The following is a 21,435-nucleotide window of genomic DNA, read 5'->3' as shown; positions in this document are numbered from 1 at the left end:
AAACGTTGACGCCTGTGTCAAGGTCAAGCGGGTCACAGCGACTGGTCCCGGAAGGCGGTCGCGGACGGGTGCAGGTTGACCAGGTCGGGCGCGGGCCGATAGCCCGGCACCACGCTCAGGTCGAACCCCTGGGAGAAGGCCCGCACCTTGGCCGGCCCCGGCTTGAGCACCAGGGTGACCTCCACGCCCTCGGGGGGCGGGTTGAGGAAGGCGACCCCGCGAGCCCGGCCGACCCGGATGCCCCCGACGGTGAACTCCGCGCCGCCGGTCACCTCCAGGCCGATCTCGTTGCGGCCGCTGAGCCGTACCCGCACGGTACGGCCGGCCGCGGCGCTCTCGTCGGCGAGCACCTTGATCTCCGGAGCCGCCAGCGGAGCGGGCGGCGCGGCGATGGCCGGGGTGTCGCGGCCGAAGAAGTGCTCGGCGTCGACCGGCCCGCCCGCGACGCCCTCGGCCGGCGGCACGCTCCACGCCGCCTTGCCGGTGGCGGTGTCGAGGGCGTAGGCGAGATGCTGCTGCCTCGGGTGGGCGACGTCGAAGCGGTCCACCGCGAGCCCGCCGCCGGTCAGGGCGAGCGCGACCACCGCCGCGAGCGCCGGCACCGGCCAGCGCGCGGTGGCCATCAGAGGCGTGACCAGCAGCAGGAAGAGCGCGAAGGTGGGCGCCGCGACCAGGCCGCCCATCACCAGCCCGAGTCCGAGACCGCTGAGCGCCGAGCCGACCAGCAGCACAGCCCCCGGAGCCAGGCCCAGGGTCAGCGCGGCCACCGCGGGCCAGCTTGAGGGAAGGGCTCCAGATGTCCGGTCGAGGCGGAGCGCGGCCAGCCAGCCGAGCGCCGCGGCCAGCGCCGGCCAGGCGTAGGGGTGGGAGCCGCCCGGCAGGAAGAGCGCCGAGAGCACGCCGAGCAGGGCCACGACGACGACACCGCCCGCGCCCAGCGCCGCTGCGGTCAGCCGCCGTCCGCGCAGGAGCACGAACCAGCCGGCCACCAGCGCCGCCGTGGCGACCAGCAGCGCCGCCTGGTACAGGCCGGGCCGGTAGGGGTCGCCCAGCAGCATGCCCGCGTACTCGGGCCGGATGAGCTCCAGCAGCGGCATGAACCCGGCGGCCAGCCCGGCCGCCCCCGCGACCGGCAGCAGCGCCAGCCCGGCCGCGGCGGCGGTGGCCGGCAGGCTGAGCAGCGCCCGCCGCCGGAGCACGACGACCAGCAGCCCGGCCGCGACCAGGCCGAGGAGCGCCACGGGCAGCTCCAGCCAGGCCGGGTAGCGCACGAACAGGCCGGGGACGTTGAAGTAGACGAGTTCCTGGCCGTTGCGCAACGTCGCCAGATCCGCCGCGCCGAGCGCGGTGGCCAGCGCGAGGGTGTTCTCGCCCATCTGCTGCAGGCTGCCGCGGTCGAGGTGCGCGGGGTCGTCGAGGGGCGTGTGGTAGTACGCGCCGCCTCCGACGATCGCCGAGTCGAGGGCCAGCCAGTTCGCCTGGGTGAAGGCGGTGAAGTCGGTGTCGTTCGGCAGCATCTTCATGATCGCCGCGAAGCCGGAGTCGGCCGCGGGATGCGGTACGGCGGAGCCGTACAGGCTCATCAGCGGCGCGCTCCCCGCCGAGGCGCGGAAGGTGAGCACCGGCCCGGTGACCCCGCGCGCCTCGTTGTTGACCACCACCACGGGCCCGTCGCCCAGCGCCCGCTCGCGGGTGAGCGCCTCGGCGCCCAGCAGGCCGACCTCCTCGCCGTCGGTGAACAGCAGCACGAGGTCGTTCTTGAGCGCGCGCGGCAGCCGCGACGCGGTCTCCAGCATCGTCGCCACCGCGATGCCGTCGTCGGCCGCGCCCGGCCCGGCGTGCACCGAGTCGTAGTGCCCGGCCAGCACCACCTTGCCGGTGGGCGCCGTGCCGGGCCGTACCGCGATGATGTTGCGCGTCCGCGCCAGCGGGATCACGTCGTCGGCCAGCTCGCGCGGGAACTTGCCCACCGCCTCGTGCACCCGCGTCTCGAAGCCCAGCTCGCGCAGCTCGGCCAGCAGGTGCTCACGGACCCGGTCGTTCTCCGCCGACCCGGTCGGCCGCGGCGCCTTCGCGACCGCCTCGACGTGCCGGAAGGCCCGCTCGGCGCTGAACCCGGCGGCTTCGGCCCCCGCGGGCGCCGGCGGCGCGACGTCCCAGACGGTCAGCGCGGCCACGAGCGCCAGCAACACCAGCGCGAAAGAAGCCCTCATGCGGCCAGATTAGGGCGATACATCGCAAAGAGGATCATTCGCGAGGACTATCCGCGGGTCAGCCGAAGGGAGCACATGCACCTAGCCCAAAGATGAGTTTCTTTCCCGAGTTTGATGGACGTTTCATCGGCGTGATGTGTACAGTGACAGACCTTGTTTTGATATTTCGGTTGTTGTCCCATCTCAGGGTGATAAATGCCGGAATGGTGGCCAGCGGGCACATTCATGTCACGACTGGGGGAATCCGCGAGAGAGGATCTTCTTTCGCTCGGTTCGCCCCGGTCTTTCGAGCCGGGAGACACCCTCATCCATCAGGGTGACCGGCTCCGCGACGAGGTGTACCTGCTGCGCTCCCGCACCGGTTCCACCGCGTGCGTCAAGGTCTGGGCCTACCTGGAGAACGGCGCCGAGGCGCTGCTGGGCATCCGGGTGAGCGGCGACGTGGTCGGCGAGCTGGCCGCGCTGCGCGGCACCCCGCGTGTGGCGACGGTCGCCGCCTGCTCGCCGGTGCTGGCCACGGTCATCTCCGCCGAGGCGTTCCGCGCTTACCTGACCCGGTGGCCGGAGGCTTGGAACGCGGTGCTCCGCATGGTGGCCGACCAGCTCGACTGGGCCAACAACCGCAGGCTGGACACGGCGGGATACGGCGTGCCAGCTCGGCTGGCGCGGGCGCTCGGCGAGCTGGCCGAGCGTTACGGGCAGGAACGGCCTCAGGGCAGGGACACCGGTGTCGATCTCACCCAGCTGGAGCTGGGCCGGCTGATCGGTGCCGGGGAGGACGCCGTCGGCAAGGCGGTGCAGGAGCTGAAGAAGGCCGGACTTGTGCGATCCGGGTACCGGCGGCTTTTTGTTACCGATGTAGATGGATTGTCGGATTTCTGGGGCAAAGATTGCCGTCCCGACCGGTAAATCATCAGATTCCGTACTAGTACGACTTTCTGCGGCCGAGCTTCCTGCAAGCTTGCTGCCGCACGGACGATTACCTGGGAGGGCGAAGTGTCGAATGCCGGTTTCCGCCGCGGCCTGATCCTGGCCGTGGACGCCAAGGGCTACGGCAGCGGAACGGACCAGCGGCACGAGGCGATCCAGGCAGGCTTGATCAAAGTCCTGACCGAGGCCGCTGCGGGGGCGGGTCTCGACCGGGAGGCGTGGGCCCGCCAGGGGTCGGGCGACGGCGAACTGGCCATCCTCCCGCCGCACGAGCACGAGCCCGCGGTGCTCGACGACTTCGTGCACAAGCTGGCCACCGCGTTGCGCCGGCACAACGCCGACCTCCGCGACGAGGCCCGGCTGCGGTTGCGCCTCGCCGTCCACCACGGAGCCTCGATGCCCAGCGCCAACGGCTTCGCCGGGCAGGCGGTGGTGACCGCCTGCCGCCTCGCCGACAGCGATGCCGCCCGCGCGGCACTCGCCTCGGCGCCGGAGGCCGATCTGGTCCTCGTCCTGTCCGAGCGGGTCTTCGAAGACACCGTACGGCAGGGCCACACCGCCCACGAGCCGGACGATTTCACCCCCGCCCTGGCTCGGACGAAGGAAGGCGAGGAGATCGCCTGGATCCGCGTCCTGGGCCGCCGGGCGAGCCGCCACCACCTCGACGAAGGGAAGAAGAACGTGAATTCGACGATTGCCGAGACGGCCGAGACGCTCTGGCCGATCATCGCGGCCGGCGGGCTGGAGCGCGTGGGCGCCTACGGCACCGAGGGCATGGTCGCGGCGACCAAGTCCCTGCTGGACCGGCTCCGCGCCTTCCGCAAGCGCAGGGGCGAGCAGGAGGACCCGGCTTCGCGTGAGGAGCTGGTGGAGAGCCTCGAACTGCTCACGGAGGCCGACGCCGACGCCGAGCCGCTGTTGCAGCGGTTCGTGGCGGAGAAGATCGTGGTCCAGAACTTCCGCGGGCCGGTCTTCGCGGAGAACGCCGTCTTCGGGTTCAAGAACTGATGGAGACGGCGGAGCCGGCCCAGGCCGAGGAGCCACTGGAGCCGGTCGAGGAGCCGGAGCAGGACCTCTCCGCGGAGAACGTGCGCCAGCTCAACCAGGGCCAGACGGTCATCAACAACTTCTTCCGCGAGGTGGAGGGCGCCGTTTTCGGCGTCGACAACTCCGGCGGCGGCCGCGCCAGGCGGCGCGGCTCCGGCCCGATCTCCGTGGAGGAGATCACCCGGGTGACCCGGTCCTACGTGGCGCCGGGTTGCTACGCCGAGGCGCGCGAGACCCTCGTCGCCTCCAGAGTCGTCGCGCTCACCGGACCGCAGGGGACCGGGCGGCGTACGGGCGCCATCAACCTGCTGCACGGCCTCGCTGAGCACCTCATCGAGCTTGCCCCTTCGTACACGCTGGAGGAACTGGCGGGGCGCGACTATCGGCAGGGATACGGCTACCTGCTGTGCGGCTGGGCCGGTGCCCGGCTCGACCGCGAGGTCACCGACTTCCACGTGCGCGCCCTGGAGACGCGGATCAAGCAGGCGGACGCCCACCTAGTGATCACGGGATCGCTCTCCTCACCCCCGCCGATGTGGTGCGCCCGCTGGGAGCGTCCGGCGGCCGAGGCCGTGCTGACCGCCTACGGCGTGCCTCCCGAGGTTGTCGCGGAGGCCGCCGCCCTGCTGACCGCCGACTCCTCCATGGCCGATCTCGTGGAGCTGGCCCGGCGGCTGGCCAGTGGCGCGGACTTGACGGAGGCGGTCGACAAGCTGAGCGCCTCCGGACGGCAGCGCGTGGCGAAGTGGTTCGCCGGACCGGCGCGTGACGCCGCCAAGGACTTCGAGCTGGCGGCCATGCTCTTCACCTACGGCCTGCGTGAGCGGGTGTTCGAGGAACTGCTGGCCAGGCTGACGACCGGCCGGGCGGCGCCGGCCGAGGTGGGCGTGGAGAGCCAGGCCGTGGCCGAGAGCAGGCGGGCGCGCTTGACCGGGGACTCGTTGTTCACACTGGAGCAGCAGACCGGCCGGTTCCGCGGGCAGCAACAGCGGCGGCTGCGCTTCCACGACCATGCCTACCGCCGGTACGTGGTCTCGGAGCTGTGGGACCGGTGCGGGCCCGAACTGTGGGAGCCGATCGCCGCCTGGCTCGACACGATCGTCACAGAACCCGACTTCGAGCTGCAGGCGCAGCTCGCGCACGGCATCGCGCTCCTGGCCGCCGAGGACTACGACTATGTGGAGGACCGATTCCTGTTGCCGTGGGCGGGCGGCGGGCGGGGGTGGGCCGGGCAGGTCGTGGCCGCCCACGTGTTGTCCTGGATGTGCCTCGACGACCTGCTGGGCCCGATCGCGCTGAAGACCGCCATCGACTGGACACGCTCGTCGTCCGTCCCGTTGCGCGCCACGGCCGCCTTCGCCTTCAGCGGCGAGCTCGGCGCGCGCTATCCCACCGAGGCGGTCCAACGCCTCGGCGAGCTGCTCGAGGCCGGCGGGCGGGAAGGCGGCTCGGCGCGGGTGGCCTTCGCCCAGCTCTTCGCCACTCTGACCACCGCGACCGGTAACGCAGTCCCGGTGCTGCGCTGGCTCCTCCGCCGGCTGGCCGTCGCGCCCGTCGCGGGCACGTTCACCCAGACGCTCCTGCGCACCGCCGTCGGGGTGCTGGAGATCCGCGACGCCGAGGACGACGGGCAGGACGGGGAGCCCATCGCCGCCAGGCATCTGCGCGAGCGCCCGGCGGTCGCCGAACCGCTGGCCCGGCTGTGGGCCGCGGTCCTGGTCAACCGGCCGCACCGCAAGGCCGCGATGGCCGCGTTCCACCAGGCCGTCTGCGCCTTCGACGAGCGGAGCGAGCGCGACTGCGAGCTGGTCGAACGGCTCTTCGCCGAGCTCGCCAGGGCGTTGTCGGTCCGGGAACGGCGGCTGTTCGTCCTGGATTTCCGTGACCACGTCATGGTCCGCGACAGCGAGCGGGAACGGCTGGCCGTCTTCCTGCGCCTGCTGCACCTTTTCTTCGATGTTCAGGGAGTGAGATGACCTACCCCGTAGTGGAGCAGCGGGAGCTCTACCCGGTCCCCAAGCCCGGCTTCCTCAGGACCGCCCGGCGTTCGATCATGGATCTGCCCACCCCGCTTCCGCACCAGGTGCTCGTGTTCAAGCATGGAGGCTCCTACCAGCGCGGTGACGAGCGGCTCCTGCGCGGCGACGAGCCCTTCGTCGTCGAGGCCAACAGCGTCAGCCTCGTGGACCTCGCCAAGGACCGCGCGGTCGTCGCGGAGATCGGCATCCGGTCGCAGGGCAAGAACGACTTCACCGTCCGTGTCACCTTCGCGTGCACGGTCGTCGATCCCGTCCAGGTCGTGCAGAGCGGGACGGTCCACGTGAGCGGCGCGCTGGCCAACTACCTCAAGAGCAACCAGCGGCTGCTCGGCCTCGGGCTCAAGCACTCGCTCAGCGAGGTCAGCGAGGTGCGGATCCTGGTGTTCGCCGAGGTGAAGTCGGCCACCACCTACTTCCCGCCGATCATCCCCGGCATGGTGGTCGCGTTGTCGAGCGTCGAGGTGCTGACCCCGAGTGCGGTCGCCGAGGCCGAGGCCACCCAGGAGGTGGAGCGGATCAGGGTGCTCGCCAGCCACGACACCCGCAAGGTGCTCCAGGACATCGAACTCGACGAGCAGGCGCACCTCCAGGTCAAGACGCACAACACCAACCGGTTCGAGCACATGCAGCAGGGCAGCGCCCGCGACCACCAGCTCCAGGACGCGGCCAAGATCACCAACTTCATGGAGCAGGGCGGTCGGGCGGCCGACGGGCTGTTCCTGAGCACGCCGAACCTGTCTCCCGAGACGGCCGCTCTATTCGTCCGCGACCGGGCGAACAGCGAGTGGACCGTCGAGCAGCAGGCCAGGCAGGCGATAACCGAGCTGGAGCGGATGCGCGAGCAGCGGGAGCACGAGCTGCGGATCGTCCAGGAGCGTGGCCGGAACGAGGCCATCCGCGCCGCCATCTCGCGGGGCTTGTTCGACCAGACCACCGGTGACGAGCTCCTCAAGACGCTGGAGGAGAACGGCCTGGAGCAGATCGAGCAGGCGCCGGTCGAACCGGCCCACGAGTCGCCCGTCGTCGCCATCGGGTCGGACAACGACCTCCTGATGGAGGAGGACCTGCGTGATTGACGCCCCGGCCCGCCCGATCAACGGCCATCACCGGGTCCCCGAGCGCCGCCGTGCGCGGGTGGTCCCGCTGGGCCGGCTCCTGCGCCGCCTGGTCGGCGTGGATGAGCGGCTGCTCAACGAGGTGCCGCAGGAGCGGGCCCGCTACACCAGCCTCGCCACGATCGTGGTGAGCACGGCGCTCATCGCGGCCTTCTCGCTGTGGAGCGCGGCCTCGCTTCTGCTGCCGGACGTGCCGTGGATCCTGCTCGCCCCGATCGCCCTGGTCTGGGCGGCCATCGTGGCCAACCTCGACCGCTTCCTCATCACCGGCATGCACGGTACGGCAAGCAGAGCCCGATGGGGTGGGTTCGGTGTGCGGCTGCTGATCGCCATCGTCCTGGGGTTGTTCATCGCCGAGCCGCTGACGCTCAAGATCTTCCAGTCGCGCCTCGACCAGGAGATCGCGGCCACCCGCACTGCCGCGCTCGACCACCGGGAGAGCGAGCTGCGCCGGTGCAACCCGCTGGAGGGTCCAGTGCCGGCCGGCTGTGAGGGTGACCTGCTCAACGGGTCGGAGAAGGTGGCTGCCGCCGACGGCACGGTCGGTGACAAGGAGAAGGACGTCGCCGCGCTCACCAGGAAGCTCACCCAGGACCGGCGCGACGTGGCTCGCCTGCGCCGGGACGCACAGCTCGAATGCAACGGCACCGGGGGTGACGGCAGGACCGGGAAGGTCGGCGTGGGACCGAGCTGCCGGCAACTGCGAACCGACCTGGGCAAGCTGGAACGCGCGGTCGACCTGCCCGCCCAGGAGCGCGCCCTGGCGGCGGCTCAGCGCGGCCTCGGCGAGGTCGCCACTGCCAAGGCTCAGGTGCGTACCGAGCGAGCAGCGGAGATCGAGCGTGGCATCGCCGCGAAACTGGCCGAGAAGCGGGCCGAGTCAACGACGATCGGGCTGGCCGAGCGGTGGGAGGCCCTGGGCCGGGTCTCTTCCGAGAGTGGCTTCGTGCTCTTCATGCACTGGCTGCTCCGGATCTTCCTGGTTCTCTTCGACTGCCTGCCGATCATCTCCAAGCTGCTGAACGGCACCACCCGCTACGACGAGCTCGTCACCCGCGAGTTGCAGAGCTCGCTGCGGCGGCACGACGCCGAACTGGCCTTCAACGACCGCAAGGTCGTCGGCGGCTACGAGAACCTGCTGTACGAGGAGGAACAGGCCATCCAGCGCCGCAAGCGCGATGCGGACCTGCGCCAGCGGATCGAGGTCGCCGACCAGGACCGCGAGGCCGAGCGGTTCGCCGCGGGCATCGTTCGGCGGCTGCGGGGAGAATCCGAGCCTCAACCGTAGCGGCGCCACCGCAGCACGTTCGGGTAGGGCAGGTCGAGGCCGGGGGTCTCGGCGGCGGCGGCCTCGGCCACCTCGGGGCTGAACTCGATGCGGAGCACGGCCTCCAGGTCGGCCCGGGTGGCGAAGCTCATCCGCAGGTCGAGCTCCTCGCGGTGCCAGCCCTGCCGGGCCCAGAAGGTCTCGACGCGTTCGGGGGAGTACTGCGGCACGGTCCGGCGGAACCAGCGGCCGAAGGAGCCGCGGGTGGCGTCGAGGTCGATGACGAAGGCGGCGCCGCCGGGCCGCAGCACGCGGGCGAGCTCGGCCAGGCCGGGCTCGCAGCCGGGGCCGAAGAAGTAGGCCCAGCGGGCGACGGCCACGTCCACGGAGCGGTCGGGCAGGGGGAGCGCCTGGGCGGTGGCGGTGTGCACGGTGACGCCGGGCAGGGCGGCGCAGCGGCGGCGGGCGGCGGCGGCCAGGTCGCCGTGCGGCTCGACGCCGATCACCGCACGGGCGTGGACGGCGTAGGCGGGCAGGTGGTAGCCGGTGCCGCAGCCGACGTCGAGGATGGTGGCGCCGTCCCAGCTCCGCAGCTCGCGCAGCCGCCGGTCGGCCACCCCGTCGGGATCGACCGCGCGGTTCTCCGTCTCGTAGACGCCCGGGGTGTTCCAGATGTTCGGACTGGGGATCGCCCCCTTCTGTATGCGTGGCATGGTTCAACGATAGGAGCGAGCGCGGCTTAGGCTGGCAACGTGGCAGACGTCATCCGCGTGCCCAATGCGAAGATCGCATTGTCCACGGCTTCGGTATATCCGGAACGCACTCCCGACGCGTTCGAGCTCGCCGGGCGCCTCGGCTACGACGGCGTCGAGATCATGGTCGGCGCAGACCCGGTGAGCCAGGACATCGACGTCATCGAACGGCTGTCGGACCACTACCAGGTGCCGGTGCTGGCCATCCACGCGCCGTGCCTGATCGTCACGCAGCGCGTGTGGGGTCGCGACCCCTGGGCGAAGCTCGTGCGCGCCCAGCAGGCCGCCGAGCGGCTCGGCGCCTCGACGGTCGTGGTGCACCCGCCGTTCCGGTGGCAGCGCGACTACGCGCGCGACTTCGAGACCGGTCTCGCCCGCATGCGCGACGAGACCGACGTCGTCTTCGCGGTCGAGAACATGTTCCCGCTCAAGGCCAGGGGCAAGCAGGTCGTCCCGTACTCGCCCGACTGGAACCCGATCGACTTCGACTTCCCGAACGTCACGCTCGACCTGTCGCACACCGCGGTGTCCGGCAGCGACGCGATGGAGATGGCGGTCAAGCTCGGCGACCGGCTCGCGCACCTGCACCTCGCTGACGGCAAGGGGGTCACGAACCTGGACGAGCACCTCGTCCCTGGCCGTGGCACCCAGCCGTGCGCGCAGGTCCTGGAGCGGCTGGCCAACACCGGCTTCACCGGCAACGTCGTCCTGGAGATCAACACCCGCAAGGCGGCCAGCCGTACCGAGCGGGTCGACGACCTCGCCGAGGCGCTGGCCTTCGCGCGGCTGCACCTCGCGACGGCCTCATGATCGAACGTGCGCTGGGCCGGGTCTTCGACCGGGTCGCCGACGCCTACGACGCGGCCCGGCCGGGCTATCCGGACGGGCTGTTCGAGGCGCTGACCGAGCTGTCGGGCGTGCGCCTGCCCGGCGCGCTCGTGGTGGACGTGGGCGCGGGCACGGGCATCTCGACCCGCGCCCTGCTGGCGCACGGCGCGCGCGTGGTCGCCCTCGACCCGGGCGCGGGCATGCTGGCCCGGCTGGTCGCGCGCACCGACGACACCGGTACGGCAGGCGCCGTGCTGGCCGACGGCAACGCGCTCCCGCTGCGGGACGGCGTGGCCGACCTGGTGTGTTACGCCCAGTCCTGGCACTGGCTCGACCCCGTCGCCTCGATCGCCGAGGCCCGGCGGGTGCTCCGCCGTACGGGCAGGGTGGCCGCCTGGTGGAACACGCACGACACCGCGCGGGCGGAGTGGCTGGCCGCCTACGAGGCGCGGCTGGCCGAGCTGGCGCCGGAGTACTGGGGCCCGGCGCACCCGGAGTGGCGGGTGCCGTCGATCGCGGCGGTGCTCGACGTCGAGGAGCGCTGGATCCCGTGGACCAGGCTGGTCGGCGTGGAGGAGTTCCTGCTCGACCTGCGCTCGCACTCCTACATGGCCGCGCTGGAGCCCGGCCGGGCCGACGAGCTGGTCGGGCGGCAGCGCGAGCTGCTGCGCGAGGCGGCGACCGACGGCATGTTGTCCGTCCCGGTGCGCGTCTACCTGGCGGTGGGCGCGTGAGCGAGGGCGCCGCCCGGCGGCCGGGGCGCCGGCCGGGTTCGGTGGACACGCGGGGCGAGATCCTGTCCGCGGCCCGCCGGGTGTTCGCGGAGAAGGGGTTCGACAAGGCCACCGTGCGCGGGATCGCCCGGGAGGCGGCGGTGGACCCGGCGCTGGTGCACCACTATTTCGCCTCGAAGGAGGGCATCTTCGCGGCGGCGATGCAGCTCCCGATCAGCCCGGAGGACGTGGTCCCGCACGTGCTGGAGGGGCCGCGGGAGGAGATGGGCGAGCGGCTGGTCCGGCTGATCCTCGGGATCACCTCCGACCCGGAGCGCCGCCAGTCGGTGATCGCGCTGCTGCGCTCGGCGGTTACCAACGACCAGGCCATGGGCATGATCAGGGAGTTCATGACGAACGCCCTGCTGTTCCGTGTCGCCGACACGCTCGGGGTGCCGCGGTTGCGGATGGAGGCGGCCTTCGCGCAGATGTTCGGTCTGGTGATGGGCCGCTATGTTCTGTGCCTGGAGCCGCTGGCGTCCGCGGACGTCGAGGAGCTCGTGGAACTGGTGGCTCCGACGATCCAACGCTACCTTGACCCATAGAGCAATGTTCTAGATGGTAAAGTTACCCGCCAGTAGGAATCCTGGCGGGTACGTGGATGACCGGCCGTCGTACGCTGGCAGCCAACGCAATTCTGTGGGAGGGGCCTCGTGCTCTGGGTAGCGATCGTCGCGCTCGTCATGACCGTCGCGGCGGTGGCCGTCGCCGGTCGCCGTGCGTTGTTCCTCTTCAAGCTGGCCACCTCCGGTCCACCCGCGCCCGAGCGCGTCGAGTACGCCAAGACGCACGTGCCCGAGGAGCTGAAGGCGCAGATCGTCGAGGTGTTCGGGCAGAAGAAGCTGCTCAAGTGGACCGCCTCCGGCGTCGCGCACTTCTTCGTGATGTGGGCCTTCTTCATCCTGCTGACCGTCTACATCGAGGCGTACGGCGGGATCATCCAGGGCGCGATCACCGGCCGGCCCAACTTCCACATCCCGCTGATCGGCCAGTGGTCGGTGCTGGGCTTCCTCCAGGACTTCATCGCGGTCGCCTGCCTCCTCGGCCTGGTCGCCTTCGCGATCATCCGGATCAAGAACTCGCCGAAGACCGAGGGCCGCAAGTCGCGCTTCTTCGGCTCGCACCTGGGCGGTGCCTGGCTCGTCCTGTTCATGATCTTCAACATCATCTGGACGCTCTTCCTGGCCCGCGGCGCCGCCGCGGCCAACGGCAACCTGCCCTACGACGGCGGCGCCTTCGTCTCCCTCGCGCTCGGCGAGGTGCTGCCGGCCAGCGCGCTGCTGGAGGAGATCGCCCTCCTGCTGCACATCGGCTTCATGCTGGTGTTCCTCATCATCGTGGTGAACTCCAAGCACCTGCACATCTTCACCGCGCCGCTCAACGTGCTCTTCGGCCGCCGCCCCGACGGGCTCGGCGCCGCCGAGGAGATGCGGATCGACGGCAAGCTGGTCGACTTCGAGGACGAGGACCTCGACCCGGAGAAGCTGGGCCGCGGCAAGATCCAGGACACCACCTGGAAGGGCTACCTCGACTTCTACTCCTGCACCGAGTGCGGACGTTGTCAGTCGCAGTGCCCCGCCTGGAACACCGACAAGCCGCTGTCGCCGAAGATGCTCATCCTCGACCAGCGCGACCACGCCTTCAAGATCGCCCCCTACCTGCTCCCCGGCGCCGACACCTCGCACGCCGGCCAGGACGTGCTGGCGCTGCTGGAGAAGCCGCTGGTCGGCGAGGACGGCGTCATCCACCCCGACGTGCTGTGGTCCTGCACCAACTGCGGTGCCTGCGTCGAGCAGTGCCCGGTGGACATCGAGCACATCGACCACATCCTCGACATGCGCCGCTACCAGGTCATGGTCGAATCGTCCTTCCCCTCCGAGGCGGGCGTGATGATCAAGAACCTGGAGAACAAGGCCAACCCGTGGGGCATGTCCGAGATGAAGCGGGCCGACTGGATCGAGGAGCTCGACTTCGAGGTCCCGCTGGTGGACGAGAAGCTGCCCGAGGACACCGAGTACCTCTTCTGGGTCGGCTGCGCCGGCGCCCTGGAGGACCGCGCGAAGAAGACCACCAAGGCCGTCGCAGAACTGCTGCACATCGCCGGCGTCAAGTACGCCGTGCTCGGCCCGATGGAGGCCTGCACCGGTGACCCGGCCCGCCGCCTGGGCATGGAGTTCATCTTCAACATGCTCGCCAAGCAGAACATCGAGACGCTGAACGAGGTCGGCGCGAAGAAGATCGTCGCGACCTGCCCGCACTGCTTCAACACCCTGGCCAACGAGTACCCGGCGCTGGGCGGCACCTACGAGGTGGTCCACCACACGCAGTTGCTGGCCAAGCTGGTCGACGAGGGCAAGCTGGTGCCGGTCACGCCGATCGAGGAGAAGATCACCTACCACGACCCGTGCTTCCTCGGCCGCCACAACAAGGTCTACAGCCAGCCCCGCGACATCATGTCGAAGGTGCCCGGCGTCCAGACCCAGGAGATGCACCGCCACAAGGACCGCGGCTTCTGCTGCGGCGCCGGCGGCGCGCGCATGTGGATGGAGGAGCGCATCGGCAAGCGCATCAACACCGAGCGCGTGGACGAGGCGCTGACCACGAATCCCGACACCGTCTCCACGGCCTGCCCGTTCTGTCTCGTGATGCTCGGTGACGCCATCAACGAGAAGAAGAACGGCGGCGAGGCCAAGGAGTCGCTGGAGGTCGTGGACGTGGCCCAGCTCCTCATCCGCTCTGTCAAGTCCTGACAAGGCCGCAGGTCAAGCCCGAAACGTGGCATCCACATAACGGGAAAATCACGGTAACCTCAACGTCGCACAGCTTTCATCGACGGGGAGGGGGCTGCGGATGCGCGTCGTCGTGACGGACGCGGAGGTCACCCTGGCCGACGTCCTCTCGCTGCGACTCGCCATCGACCAGCCCCTCCCCGCCGGAACCAGCCTGGTCCTGCGCCACCGCGCCAGCGGCGTCGAGCGCGAGATCCGGCTGGGACCGCTGGAGACGGCCAGCCTCGCGGTCTCCCTCGCGCCGCTCGGCCTGACCGCCGGGCGGTGGGACGCCTACCTGCGGCACGAGGACCGGCGCACCCGGATCAAGAGCGTCGACCCGGGCTTCTCGCTCGACCACCTCGACGCCTACGCGCTCTGCCGGCGCACGCTGGCCTACCGCTCCTACCGCACCCGCAACGGCTTCCTGGCGTTGAAGATCGACGACGCCTCGCCCGCCGCCGAGGTGCGGGCGGTCTGGTTCCGCGAGGGCCGCTTCGAGGTCACCGGGCTGCTCGCCTACACCGGCCTCGACGACGACGACGCCCGCCACGAGGCCAACCTGGCGCTGCACCGGCGGCAGGCCACCATCCGCACCGCCGCGACCGTGCAGGGCATCCGCTTCCACGCCGCCGTCTCCCTGGTCGACGTGGTCGCCGACGAGCACGGCGTCTGGGAGCCCACCCTGGAGGTCGAGGGGGTGCCCGGCGCGCTGCGGCTCAGCGCGCGCCTCGACGACATCGACGGCAAACGCCGCCGCGTGCACTACCCGGCCGCGCGGGTGGACGGGGTGCCGGTACGGCCCAGCTACACCGCCGACGACGAGCTGCGGATCGAGGTGGGCGGGTGAGGATCACCCTGGTGCTTCCCTCCGCGTACGGCATGCGAGGCGACGTGCGGGCCACGCTCAACCTCGCCGGGGCCCTGGCCGAACGGCACGACGTCGAGGTCATCAGCATCAGGCGGTCCAAGGACAAGCCGTTCTTCCCGGTGGCGGCGAACGTGGAGATGCGGACGCTCATCGACGCCCGGCCGGGTGTCCGGCACGTGTTGCCTCGCGGGCAGGTGCGGACGGAGGTGGCCCTGTGGCGGACGTTGCGGGCGCTCCGGAGTGACATTCTCATCACCACCCGGCCCGCCCTGTCTGTCCAGGCCGCCAGGTACGCGCCGCGTGAGACGCTCCGGATCGCCCGGGAGTGGGGGCGGCCTGCCGTACCGGCTCCGGTGGTGAAGCACTACCCGCGGCTCGACGCGGTCGTGACGGCCGGGGAGTCGGCGCGGGCGGAGTGGGGACGGCTGCTCGGGGAGGGCCCCGCCGTCCACGCCATCCGCGACGCGCTGCCGGTCGCGCCCTGGCCCCGCTCGCGGATGGACAACCGCATCGTCGCCGCCGGCGGGCGGTGGGTGCCGGTGAAGGCCTACGACCGGCTGATCCGCGCCTTCGCCGTCGTCGCCGACAAGCGGCCCGACTGGCGGTTGCGGCTGTACGGCTCGGGGCCGGAGGAGTCGCGGCTGCGGGCGCTGGTCGCCGAGCTCAACCTCCACAACCACGTGTACTTCATGGGCGTGACCTCCGACCTGGCCGGCGAGTTCGCCAAGGCCTCGATCGTGGCCAACACCTCCCGCTCCGAGGACCTGGGCATGACCCTCCTGGAGGCGATGAGCTGCGGGGTCCCGGTCGTCGCCTTCGACGGGGCCCGCGGGCCGGCCGAGTTCGTCGCCACCGGCTACAACGGGGTGCTCGTCCCCGAGGGCGGCAACGAGCCGGAACGGCTCGCGCTGGGGCTGCTGGCGATGATCGACGACGAGCGGCGCAGGCGGTCGCTGGCGGCGGGCGCGATGGAGACGGCCCAGGCCCACACCCCGGTGCAGGTGCGGGAGGAGTGGGAGAAACTCATCGCGGATCTACGCTGAAGTTGCCGGTACCTTGGAGTCATGCATGGGTACAGCGGAGACAAGCAGGCATACCTGACGCGGCTCAGGCGTATCGAGGGCCAGATCCGTGGCCTGCAGCGCATGGTGGAGGACGACTCCTACTGCATCGACGTGCTCACCCAGATCTCCGCTGCCACGCGGGCGCTCCAGGCGGTCGCGCTGGGGCTGCTGGAGGACCACATCTCCCACTGCGTCGCCGACGCCATCAACTCCGGCGGGCCCGAGGCGGACGCGAAGGTGAAGGAGGCCTCGGCGGCGATCGCCAGGCTGGTCCGGTCGTAGGACTGACTAGTTATTCGTGACCCGCTGAGAACCACTGTCCCGGACCCCTGCGGAGCCCGGGACTAGGTCATGTTGATTGGTTCTCATCGGCTTGCCGAAGTCCGCAATCCGAGCGCGTCGTCGAGCTCGTCCAAGGTCAGCCGCCGCTCGCTGATCGCTACGGCGGTGAGCACCTCGGCGTAGAGCGCAATCTCGTCCAACGCGACACGGTCATGGACCCGAGAGTCCAGGTCGTCGTGCCCCACCGCGTCGTCCTTCCTTCCGCAGCCCACACCCTCATCGAGGTTACGGCGGGGGGCCTTGCGGCGACATGGCCCATCGGAGTCATTCCTTTCTGCGCCGCGATACCCCCATCAGGATCATTTCCCGAATCTGAGATCACAATTCGGCGAATGCGCTATTGGTCTGCGTGATAGGGCGATATAGGCGGAGTAAGGGTGAAATAGCGGGATTAGTGGTTTACGTGGGGGTCGTCGCGCTCGTGGACGATCCGCTCGGCCATCGCCGCGGGGCCGGCGAACCGTCCCGGCTCCTCCTCCACCAGGCGGCACCAGGCCAGGGCCGTGGCGTAGGCCGCGCCCAGGATCGCCGCCGCCGTGGCCCGGTCCGGGGGCTCCAGGGCCTCGATCTCGGCCGGGGGTTTCCGGTACGGCGGAGCAGGCCGTACGGTCGCCCCGGTGCCGGACCTTTCGGCGACCCCGCTGCCGGACCTTTCGGTGGTCCCGGTGCCGGACGGCGAGGCGGCCCCGGTGCCGGACGGCGCGGCGGCGGCCCAGCTTCGGCCGGTCGCTCCGCTGTCCTCGGTTCGCGGATCCCACGCCCCGGTCCGCTCATCGGGCTCAGGCTGCCACGCCCCGGTTTGCGCGCCGGCCTGGGGGCCGGTGTGAGGGTGCCATGCGCCGGTCTGTTCGGCGGGCTCGGGATGCCAGGAGCCGGTCGTCGGGTCGCTGACCGGGGCGATCCTGGTGGGGGCGGCCGGGAACGAGGCCGAGCCCCACGCCTGCCCCGAGGGCGCGGGCTTGAGGTGCGCCCGCAGCCGGTGGTCGAGCCAGGCGGGCATCCGGGAGCCCGGATCCGGCAGGTCGGCCAGGAAAGCCGCGGTCAGAGGCAGCGGAGCCGGGGCGAAGGCCAGGGTTTCGGTCAGGTCGTAGAGCGCGTGCCGGAACGCCTCACCGGGGGCCCGCTCGCCCAGCAACGCCCGGTCGAACCGGGCCGGACACCGGGCCAGCCACGCCTGCAGTACCGCATGGTCACCCAGCAGCGCGGCCCGGTCGTCCAGGTCGGGCCGCCGCAGCAGCGGGTCGAGGATCGCCACGAGCGCGTCGGCCCGCGGCAGGAAGCGGGGATCGGCCGCGAGCGCGTGCGCGGTGTCGGCCATGAGCGCGACGAGCCGCAGCGCGGCCCGGTGCTGGTCGGCGCGGACCCGTTCGGCGAAGAGCGTGGCCAGCGAGAGCAGCGGCGTGGCCGGCAGCCACCGCACCCACTCGTCGCCGGGCAGCGGACGGCCGAGGTACTCGCCGAAGATGGTGATGAGCCGCTCGTTGCCGTCGAAGGCGGGCGCGTAGGCGCTCCACATGACGGCCCCCCAGATGGCCGCGACCGTGCCGGGCACGTCGGAGGCGAAGACGTCGGCGAACGCGGTGAGCGGGAAGGTCTCGCACGAGCGGCGGCCGTTGGCGCGCAGCAGGACCCGGATGTGCTCGGTCAGCGCTTCGGGCACGTCGGGCCCGATGAAGCCCTGCACCGAACCGGTGGCGGGCACGCAGTCGGGGCCGCTGGGGATGAGCGGGGGGATCACTGCGAGCGCGGGCTGCGGGACGCGGGTGGCCGGGCAGCCGCGCGGCGGCGGGGCGAGATGCCAGCGGCCGTCGGAAGGGTCCTGGACGTGCCAGCGGCCGTGCGCGCCGTACAGCCAGCGGGCGCCGTCGGGCGTGACCAGGATGCGGGCGGCCAGCGCCTGGGCCTTGGCGGGCACGGACAGCCCCGGCCAGCGCGGGTCGAGGACCATCGCGCGAGCCTCCGCCTCGGCCTCGGCGAAGGGGTCCCAGGCTGGTGCGTGCGGGTCCCTTTGGTCGGGCATGGCGGCAATGGTACGCGGGCGGCGCCTGCCGTACCCGAGGGTGGCGGGGAGCTACGGACGGGACCGCGGGTTACGGACCGGCCCATGGTGCGGGCAGAATGTCCGATATGCGGGTAACGGTGCTGGGAACGGTGGCCATTGTGGGAACGGTCGCCGCCTGCGGCGCCACGCCGGCGGCGCAGGTGACGCCCACGCCCTCCGCGTCGCCGAAGGCGCTGACGCTCGCCGCGGCCACGCCGCCGGACCCGGGCGGCGAGGTGGGATCGGCCTCCGGAGAGTTCGAGAGCCCGGCCGAGATGGCCGTCTGGAACCGGCTCAACCTGACCGAGGGCCACCTGAACCGGCTGTCCACCCTGGAGATCACCGGCGGCCAGCTGAAGCTGGTGCCGAAGACCTCGACCTGGTTCGACGGCTTCCGCGGCCCGCTGGTCTACCAGGAGTTGGCCGGCGACATCGTGCTGCACACGCGGGTCAAGGCGGAGGGGTCGAAGGGCGGGCGGCCCAAGCAGAAGTTCTCCCTCGGCGGCGCGATGCTCCGGGTGCCCGGCTCCGACGCCAAGCCGAACTGGCTGTCGGTGACCGTCGGCACCGGCGACACGCCGGGGCGGGTCGAGGTCAAGGAGACGCTCAACGGCAGCTCCAAGCCGCAGGAACTGCCGGTGAAGGACGGCTGGGTCGAACTCGTGCTGGCCCGCTCGGGGCCGGTCGTGGTCGCCTTCTACAAGGAGGAGGGCGGCGCCTGGAAGGTCGGCCGGCGCTGGCTCCGCCCCGACCTGGCCGAGGTCGAGGTGCTGCAGTGGGGCGTGACCGCCTACACCGACTGGGACAGCCTGGGCACGCTGAAGAAGGACGCCGCCAAGGCCAACACGACGGAGATCAAGGGCAGGCCGGACCTGAAGCTGAGCGTCGACTTCGTCCGGTTCCTGCGCCCGCGGCTGCCCGAGGGCGTGGACGCCATGAACCCCGCCGCGGTGCCGGACGACGTGCTGATCAAAGCGCTGACGCCTGCCGGTGCCTGAGCGCCTTGGCCATGTAGGTGTCGGGGGTCCGCGCGAAGATGGCGCGGTCCTCGTCGGTCAGCTCGCGCACGATCCGGCCCGGCGTGCCGGCGACGAGCACGCCCGCGGGGATTTTCTTTCCCGGTCCGACCAGGGCCCCAGCAGCGACAAGAGTGCCCGCGCCGATGCGCGCGCCGCCCAGCACGATTGCGCCTATGCCGATCAGGGCACCGGTCTCCACATGCGCGCCGTGAACCATGGCCTTGTGGCCGAGGCTGACCCGCGCCTCCAGGACGGCCGGCTGCCCGGCGTCGGCGTGCAGGCAGCAGAGGTCCTGGACGTTGCATTCCTCGCCGACGTCGATGCGTTCGTCGTCGCCCCGGAGAACGGAGCCGTACCAGATGCTTGCGTTACGCCCAATCCTGACATTCCCGACTACGGTAGAACCTGGGGCTATGAACGCCTCGGGGTGAATGTCGGGTACGGCGTCGCCGTCCAATGCTGCGATGTACACCTGGGACATCGTATTTCCTCCCCTGTCTGACCCGTTCCGGTTGCGGAGTCGGTCAGATGGCAGGAAAGTCGTATCCCAGACGTCACCTAGCCACAACCCCCAGTGATCCTCCCGCCTCACGCAATAGGTACTCTCCATGACGAACCAGCACGACATCCTTCCCGAACTCATGCAAGAGGACGCCTTCGAGGTCGCGATCCGCGGCTACAACCGTCGTCAGGTGCATGACCACATGCTTCGTACCCGCAACCAGATCAGGGACCTGGAGGAGCGGCTGGCCAGAGCGATCGACCAGGCCGAGCAGTCGCGCATCGAGCTCGCCGAGGCCCGGCGCCGCATGGTGGAGGCCCCCCAGAGCTACGACGACCTGAGCCCGCGCCTGGCGCAGATCCTCAAGCTCGGCGAGGAGGAGGCGGCGGCCAAGCGCGCCGACGCCGAGACGGAATCGGTCCGGCGCGTCGAGGCGGCCCAGGCCGAGGCCGAGCGGCTGGTCAGCTCCGCCCGCGAGACCGCGGACAAGATCCTCACCTCGGCGCAGGCCGAGGCCGAGCGCCGCGTCAGCGAGGCCACCGAGGCCGCCGAGCGCATGCTCGCCCAGGCCGGCGCCGACGCCGAAGAGACGCTCACCACCGCCAGGGCCGAGGCGGAGGAAGGGGTGCGCGAGGCTCGGGCCGAGTCCGAGCGCATGCTCACCTCGGCGCGGATGGAGGCCGAGCAGCTCGTGGAGAGCGCGCGCAACGAGGCGGACGCGGCGCTGGCCAGTGCGCGGGCGGAGGCGGACAGCACCCTCACCACGGCGCAGCAGCGGGCCAGCGCGCTGGACGAGCACACCGGGCGGCGGGTGGCTTACCTCACCGACACGCACGGGGAGGTTGTGCGGCGGTTGAGTGAGATCAGTGTGGTGCTGGCGGATCTCATGGACAAGGAGGCCATGGCCGGGGAGTTGATCCCTGGGCAGCCGCAGGTTGCGGCGGTTGAGGCGCCTGTGCAGGTGATCATCGCTGAGGTGGAGGACGAGGAGGACGAGGCTACTTTGGATCGGATTCCTCAGTAGTTTTCGCCGACGTTCCTTGGCCGTCGGACAGGGTCATGCCCCACCGCCCGATCTTCTCGCCGCATTGGTTGTGGTGGGCGGGCGGGGGTGGGGACGGCCTGCTTCCGGCCGCATCCACGCGACCGCTTCCCGGTCGTCGGCTCCCGGTCCGTTCCCCGCGGCCCGCTCGTTCCCCGTTCCCCGCTCCCGGCTCGTTCCCCGCGGCCCGCTCGCTTACAGTTCCCCGCTCCCGGCTCGTTCCCCGCGGCCCGCTCGCTCCCCGTTCCCGGCTCGGTCCTCGCGGCCCGCTCGCTCCCAGGTCCCCGCGACTCGATCCTCCGGCTGGCTCGCGTCGCGCGGACGCTCTCGCCCTCCTTCCTTTGGCCCGCCCCTTGCGGCGGGCTTCCTTAAGTCCCCACGGGTCCCCGGTCGGTGAGGCCCGGTCCCGGCAAGGTCACGGGTCCCGGGGAGCGGGTTTCTGCTGGTGGGTGGCAGGGGAGAGGGGGACAAGCGGAAGCACCCGCCCCCGATAGGGTCGGATGCTTCCGCGTGGGAGCCCGGTGCCGGAGCCGCCGAGACGCTGGACCCGGCACCGGGCGACTAGGGGCCTCGCCGTTGAGGCGTATGTGGAGCGGTCCATCAGGGGTCTGCGACCCCGGCCCGCCTTTCCTGGTCGACGAGTTGTTCGCGCAGCCCGTCGGGCTCGTCGGCGTCTATGGTCATGGCACATCCCGCCTCGCGCTGCACTGCGTTGAGCGGGTGGTGCCGGGTGGCCCACCAGCGGCCGGCGTCGCTCCGCCAGATGGTCCAGTGCGGGAACTCCCGGGCGATCTCGGCAAGATGCCTATCTAGGGACATCTC

The 21,435-nt window shown here is 71.1% G+C and carries 20 protein-coding genes; 14 read left to right on the top strand and 6 right to left on the bottom strand.

The features are described 5' to 3' along the window. Positions 1 to 32: 32 nt before the first annotated feature. Complete coding sequence (locus tag AB0I67_RS28430; protein ID WP_357929245.1) at positions 33 to 2,213, bottom strand: M28 family peptidase; 2,181 nt, start codon at positions 2,211 to 2,213, stop codon at positions 33 to 35. 195 nt (positions 2,214 to 2,408) lie between these two features. On the opposite strand from AB0I67_RS28430, the gene AB0I67_RS28425 reads away from it, so the two are divergent. The 5 genes from AB0I67_RS28425 to AB0I67_RS28405 all read left to right on the top strand — a co-directional run bounded on the left by AB0I67_RS28425 (position 2,409) and on the right by AB0I67_RS28405 (position 8,632). Next, the gene (locus AB0I67_RS28425) at positions 2,409 to 3,122 is read left to right on the top strand and encodes a Crp/Fnr family transcriptional regulator (RefSeq protein ID WP_357929242.1); all 714 of its coding nucleotides are present in this window, start codon (positions 2,409 to 2,411) and stop codon (positions 3,120 to 3,122) included. A gap of 87 nt (positions 3,123 to 3,209) precedes the next feature. Further along, entirely contained in the window at positions 3,210 to 4,151 is a 942-nt protein-coding gene (locus AB0I67_RS28420; RefSeq protein ID WP_357929240.1) for a hypothetical protein, read from the top strand. Beyond that, a complete protein-coding gene (locus AB0I67_RS28415; protein ID WP_357929238.1) occupies positions 4,151 to 6,166 on the top strand; it encodes a hypothetical protein in 2,016 nt (671 codons plus the stop codon). The genes AB0I67_RS28420 and AB0I67_RS28415 overlap by 1 nt, the downstream gene beginning before the upstream one ends. Continuing rightward, entirely contained in the window at positions 6,163 to 7,305 is a 1,143-nt protein-coding gene (locus tag AB0I67_RS28410) for a hypothetical protein (protein ID WP_357929235.1), read from the top strand. Before AB0I67_RS28415 ends, AB0I67_RS28410 begins: the two co-directional genes overlap by 4 nt. Continuing rightward, the gene (locus AB0I67_RS28405) at positions 7,298 to 8,632 is read left to right on the top strand and encodes a DUF4407 domain-containing protein (RefSeq protein ID WP_357929233.1); all 1,335 of its coding nucleotides are present in this window, start codon (positions 7,298 to 7,300) and stop codon (positions 8,630 to 8,632) included. Before AB0I67_RS28410 ends, AB0I67_RS28405 begins: the two co-directional genes overlap by 8 nt. Here AB0I67_RS28405 and AB0I67_RS28400 read toward each other — a convergent pair. Next, positions 8,623 to 9,324 carry a class I SAM-dependent methyltransferase gene (locus AB0I67_RS28400; protein WP_357929231.1) on the bottom strand — a complete coding sequence of 234 codons (702 nt, stop codon included), beginning with the start codon at positions 9,322 to 9,324 and terminating at the stop codon, positions 8,623 to 8,625. The genes AB0I67_RS28405 and AB0I67_RS28400 overlap by 10 nt on opposite strands. Before the next feature lie 39 nt (positions 9,325 to 9,363). On the opposite strand from AB0I67_RS28400, the gene AB0I67_RS28395 reads away from it, so the two are divergent. The 7 genes from AB0I67_RS28395 (at position 9,364) to AB0I67_RS28365 (ending at position 15,949) form a co-directional block, all read left to right on the top strand. Beyond that, positions 9,364 to 10,173, top strand: a complete 810-nt coding sequence (locus AB0I67_RS28395) for a sugar phosphate isomerase/epimerase (RefSeq protein WP_357929228.1) — start codon at positions 9,364 to 9,366, stop codon at positions 10,171 to 10,173. Beyond that, entirely contained in the window at positions 10,170 to 10,925 is a 756-nt protein-coding gene (locus AB0I67_RS28390) for a class I SAM-dependent methyltransferase (RefSeq protein ID WP_357929225.1), read from the top strand. The genes AB0I67_RS28395 and AB0I67_RS28390 overlap by 4 nt, the downstream gene beginning before the upstream one ends. Next, on the top strand, positions 10,922 to 11,509 hold the full coding sequence (locus tag AB0I67_RS28385) for a TetR family transcriptional regulator (RefSeq protein ID WP_357929222.1): 588 nt from the start codon (positions 10,922 to 10,924) through the stop codon (positions 11,507 to 11,509). The genes AB0I67_RS28390 and AB0I67_RS28385 overlap by 4 nt, the downstream gene beginning before the upstream one ends. A gap of 108 nt (positions 11,510 to 11,617) precedes the next feature. After that, positions 11,618 to 13,714 carry a (Fe-S)-binding protein gene (locus AB0I67_RS28380; protein ID WP_357929220.1) on the top strand — a complete coding sequence of 699 codons (2,097 nt, stop codon included), beginning with the start codon at positions 11,618 to 11,620 and terminating at the stop codon, positions 13,712 to 13,714. A gap of 100 nt (positions 13,715 to 13,814) precedes the next feature. Continuing rightward, entirely contained in the window at positions 13,815 to 14,582 is a 768-nt protein-coding gene (locus AB0I67_RS28375; RefSeq protein WP_357929217.1) for a hypothetical protein, read from the top strand. After that, positions 14,579 to 15,646, top strand: coding sequence for a glycosyltransferase (locus AB0I67_RS28370; RefSeq protein ID WP_357929214.1), 1,068 nt, complete (start codon positions 14,579 to 14,581; stop codon positions 15,644 to 15,646). Before AB0I67_RS28375 ends, AB0I67_RS28370 begins: the two co-directional genes overlap by 4 nt. A 21-nt stretch (positions 15,647 to 15,667) precedes the next feature. Beyond that, positions 15,668 to 15,949: a metal-sensitive transcriptional regulator gene (locus tag AB0I67_RS28365; RefSeq protein ID WP_181610929.1), complete on the top strand. Its 282-nt coding sequence runs from the start codon at positions 15,668 to 15,670 to the stop codon at positions 15,947 to 15,949. Positions 15,950 to 16,032: 83 nt separating this feature from the next. Here the strand turns inward: AB0I67_RS28365 and AB0I67_RS28360 are convergent, their stop codons facing one another. Both AB0I67_RS28360 and AB0I67_RS28355 read right to left on the bottom strand, forming a co-directional pair. Beyond that, positions 16,033 to 16,194: a hypothetical protein gene (locus tag AB0I67_RS28360; protein WP_175589978.1), complete on the bottom strand. Its 162-nt coding sequence runs from the start codon at positions 16,192 to 16,194 to the stop codon at positions 16,033 to 16,035. 206 nt (positions 16,195 to 16,400) lie between these two features. Continuing rightward, a complete protein-coding gene (locus AB0I67_RS28355; RefSeq protein WP_357929210.1) occupies positions 16,401 to 18,029 on the bottom strand; it encodes a hypothetical protein in 1,629 nt (542 codons plus the stop codon). A gap of 131 nt (positions 18,030 to 18,160) precedes the next feature. On the opposite strand from AB0I67_RS28355, the gene AB0I67_RS28350 reads away from it, so the two are divergent. Beyond that, on the top strand, positions 18,161 to 19,048 hold the full coding sequence (locus AB0I67_RS28350) for a hypothetical protein (protein WP_357929207.1): 888 nt from the start codon (positions 18,161 to 18,163) through the stop codon (positions 19,046 to 19,048). Here AB0I67_RS28350 and AB0I67_RS28345 read toward each other — a convergent pair. Beyond that, a complete protein-coding gene (locus tag AB0I67_RS28345; RefSeq protein ID WP_357929205.1) occupies positions 19,020 to 19,550 on the bottom strand; it encodes a gamma carbonic anhydrase family protein in 531 nt (176 codons plus the stop codon). The genes AB0I67_RS28350 and AB0I67_RS28345 overlap by 29 nt on opposite strands. A 127-nt stretch (positions 19,551 to 19,677) precedes the next feature. Here AB0I67_RS28345 and AB0I67_RS28340 point away from each other — a divergent pair, with 127 nt between their 5' ends. Next, complete coding sequence (locus tag AB0I67_RS28340; RefSeq protein WP_357929203.1) at positions 19,678 to 20,595, top strand: hypothetical protein; 918 nt, start codon at positions 19,678 to 19,680, stop codon at positions 20,593 to 20,595. 618 nt (positions 20,596 to 21,213) lie between these two features. Here the strand turns inward: AB0I67_RS28340 and AB0I67_RS28335 are convergent. Beyond that, a complete protein-coding gene (locus AB0I67_RS28335; RefSeq protein WP_357929200.1) occupies positions 21,214 to 21,432 on the bottom strand; it encodes a hypothetical protein in 219 nt (72 codons plus the stop codon). Positions 21,433 to 21,435: the final 3 nt, after the last annotated feature.

This window comes from Nonomuraea sp. NPDC050310, assembly GCF_040655795.1.
GTDB lineage: Bacteria > Actinomycetota > Actinomycetes > Streptosporangiales > Streptosporangiaceae > Nonomuraea.
This window is presented reverse-complemented; position numbering and strand designations above follow the sequence as displayed.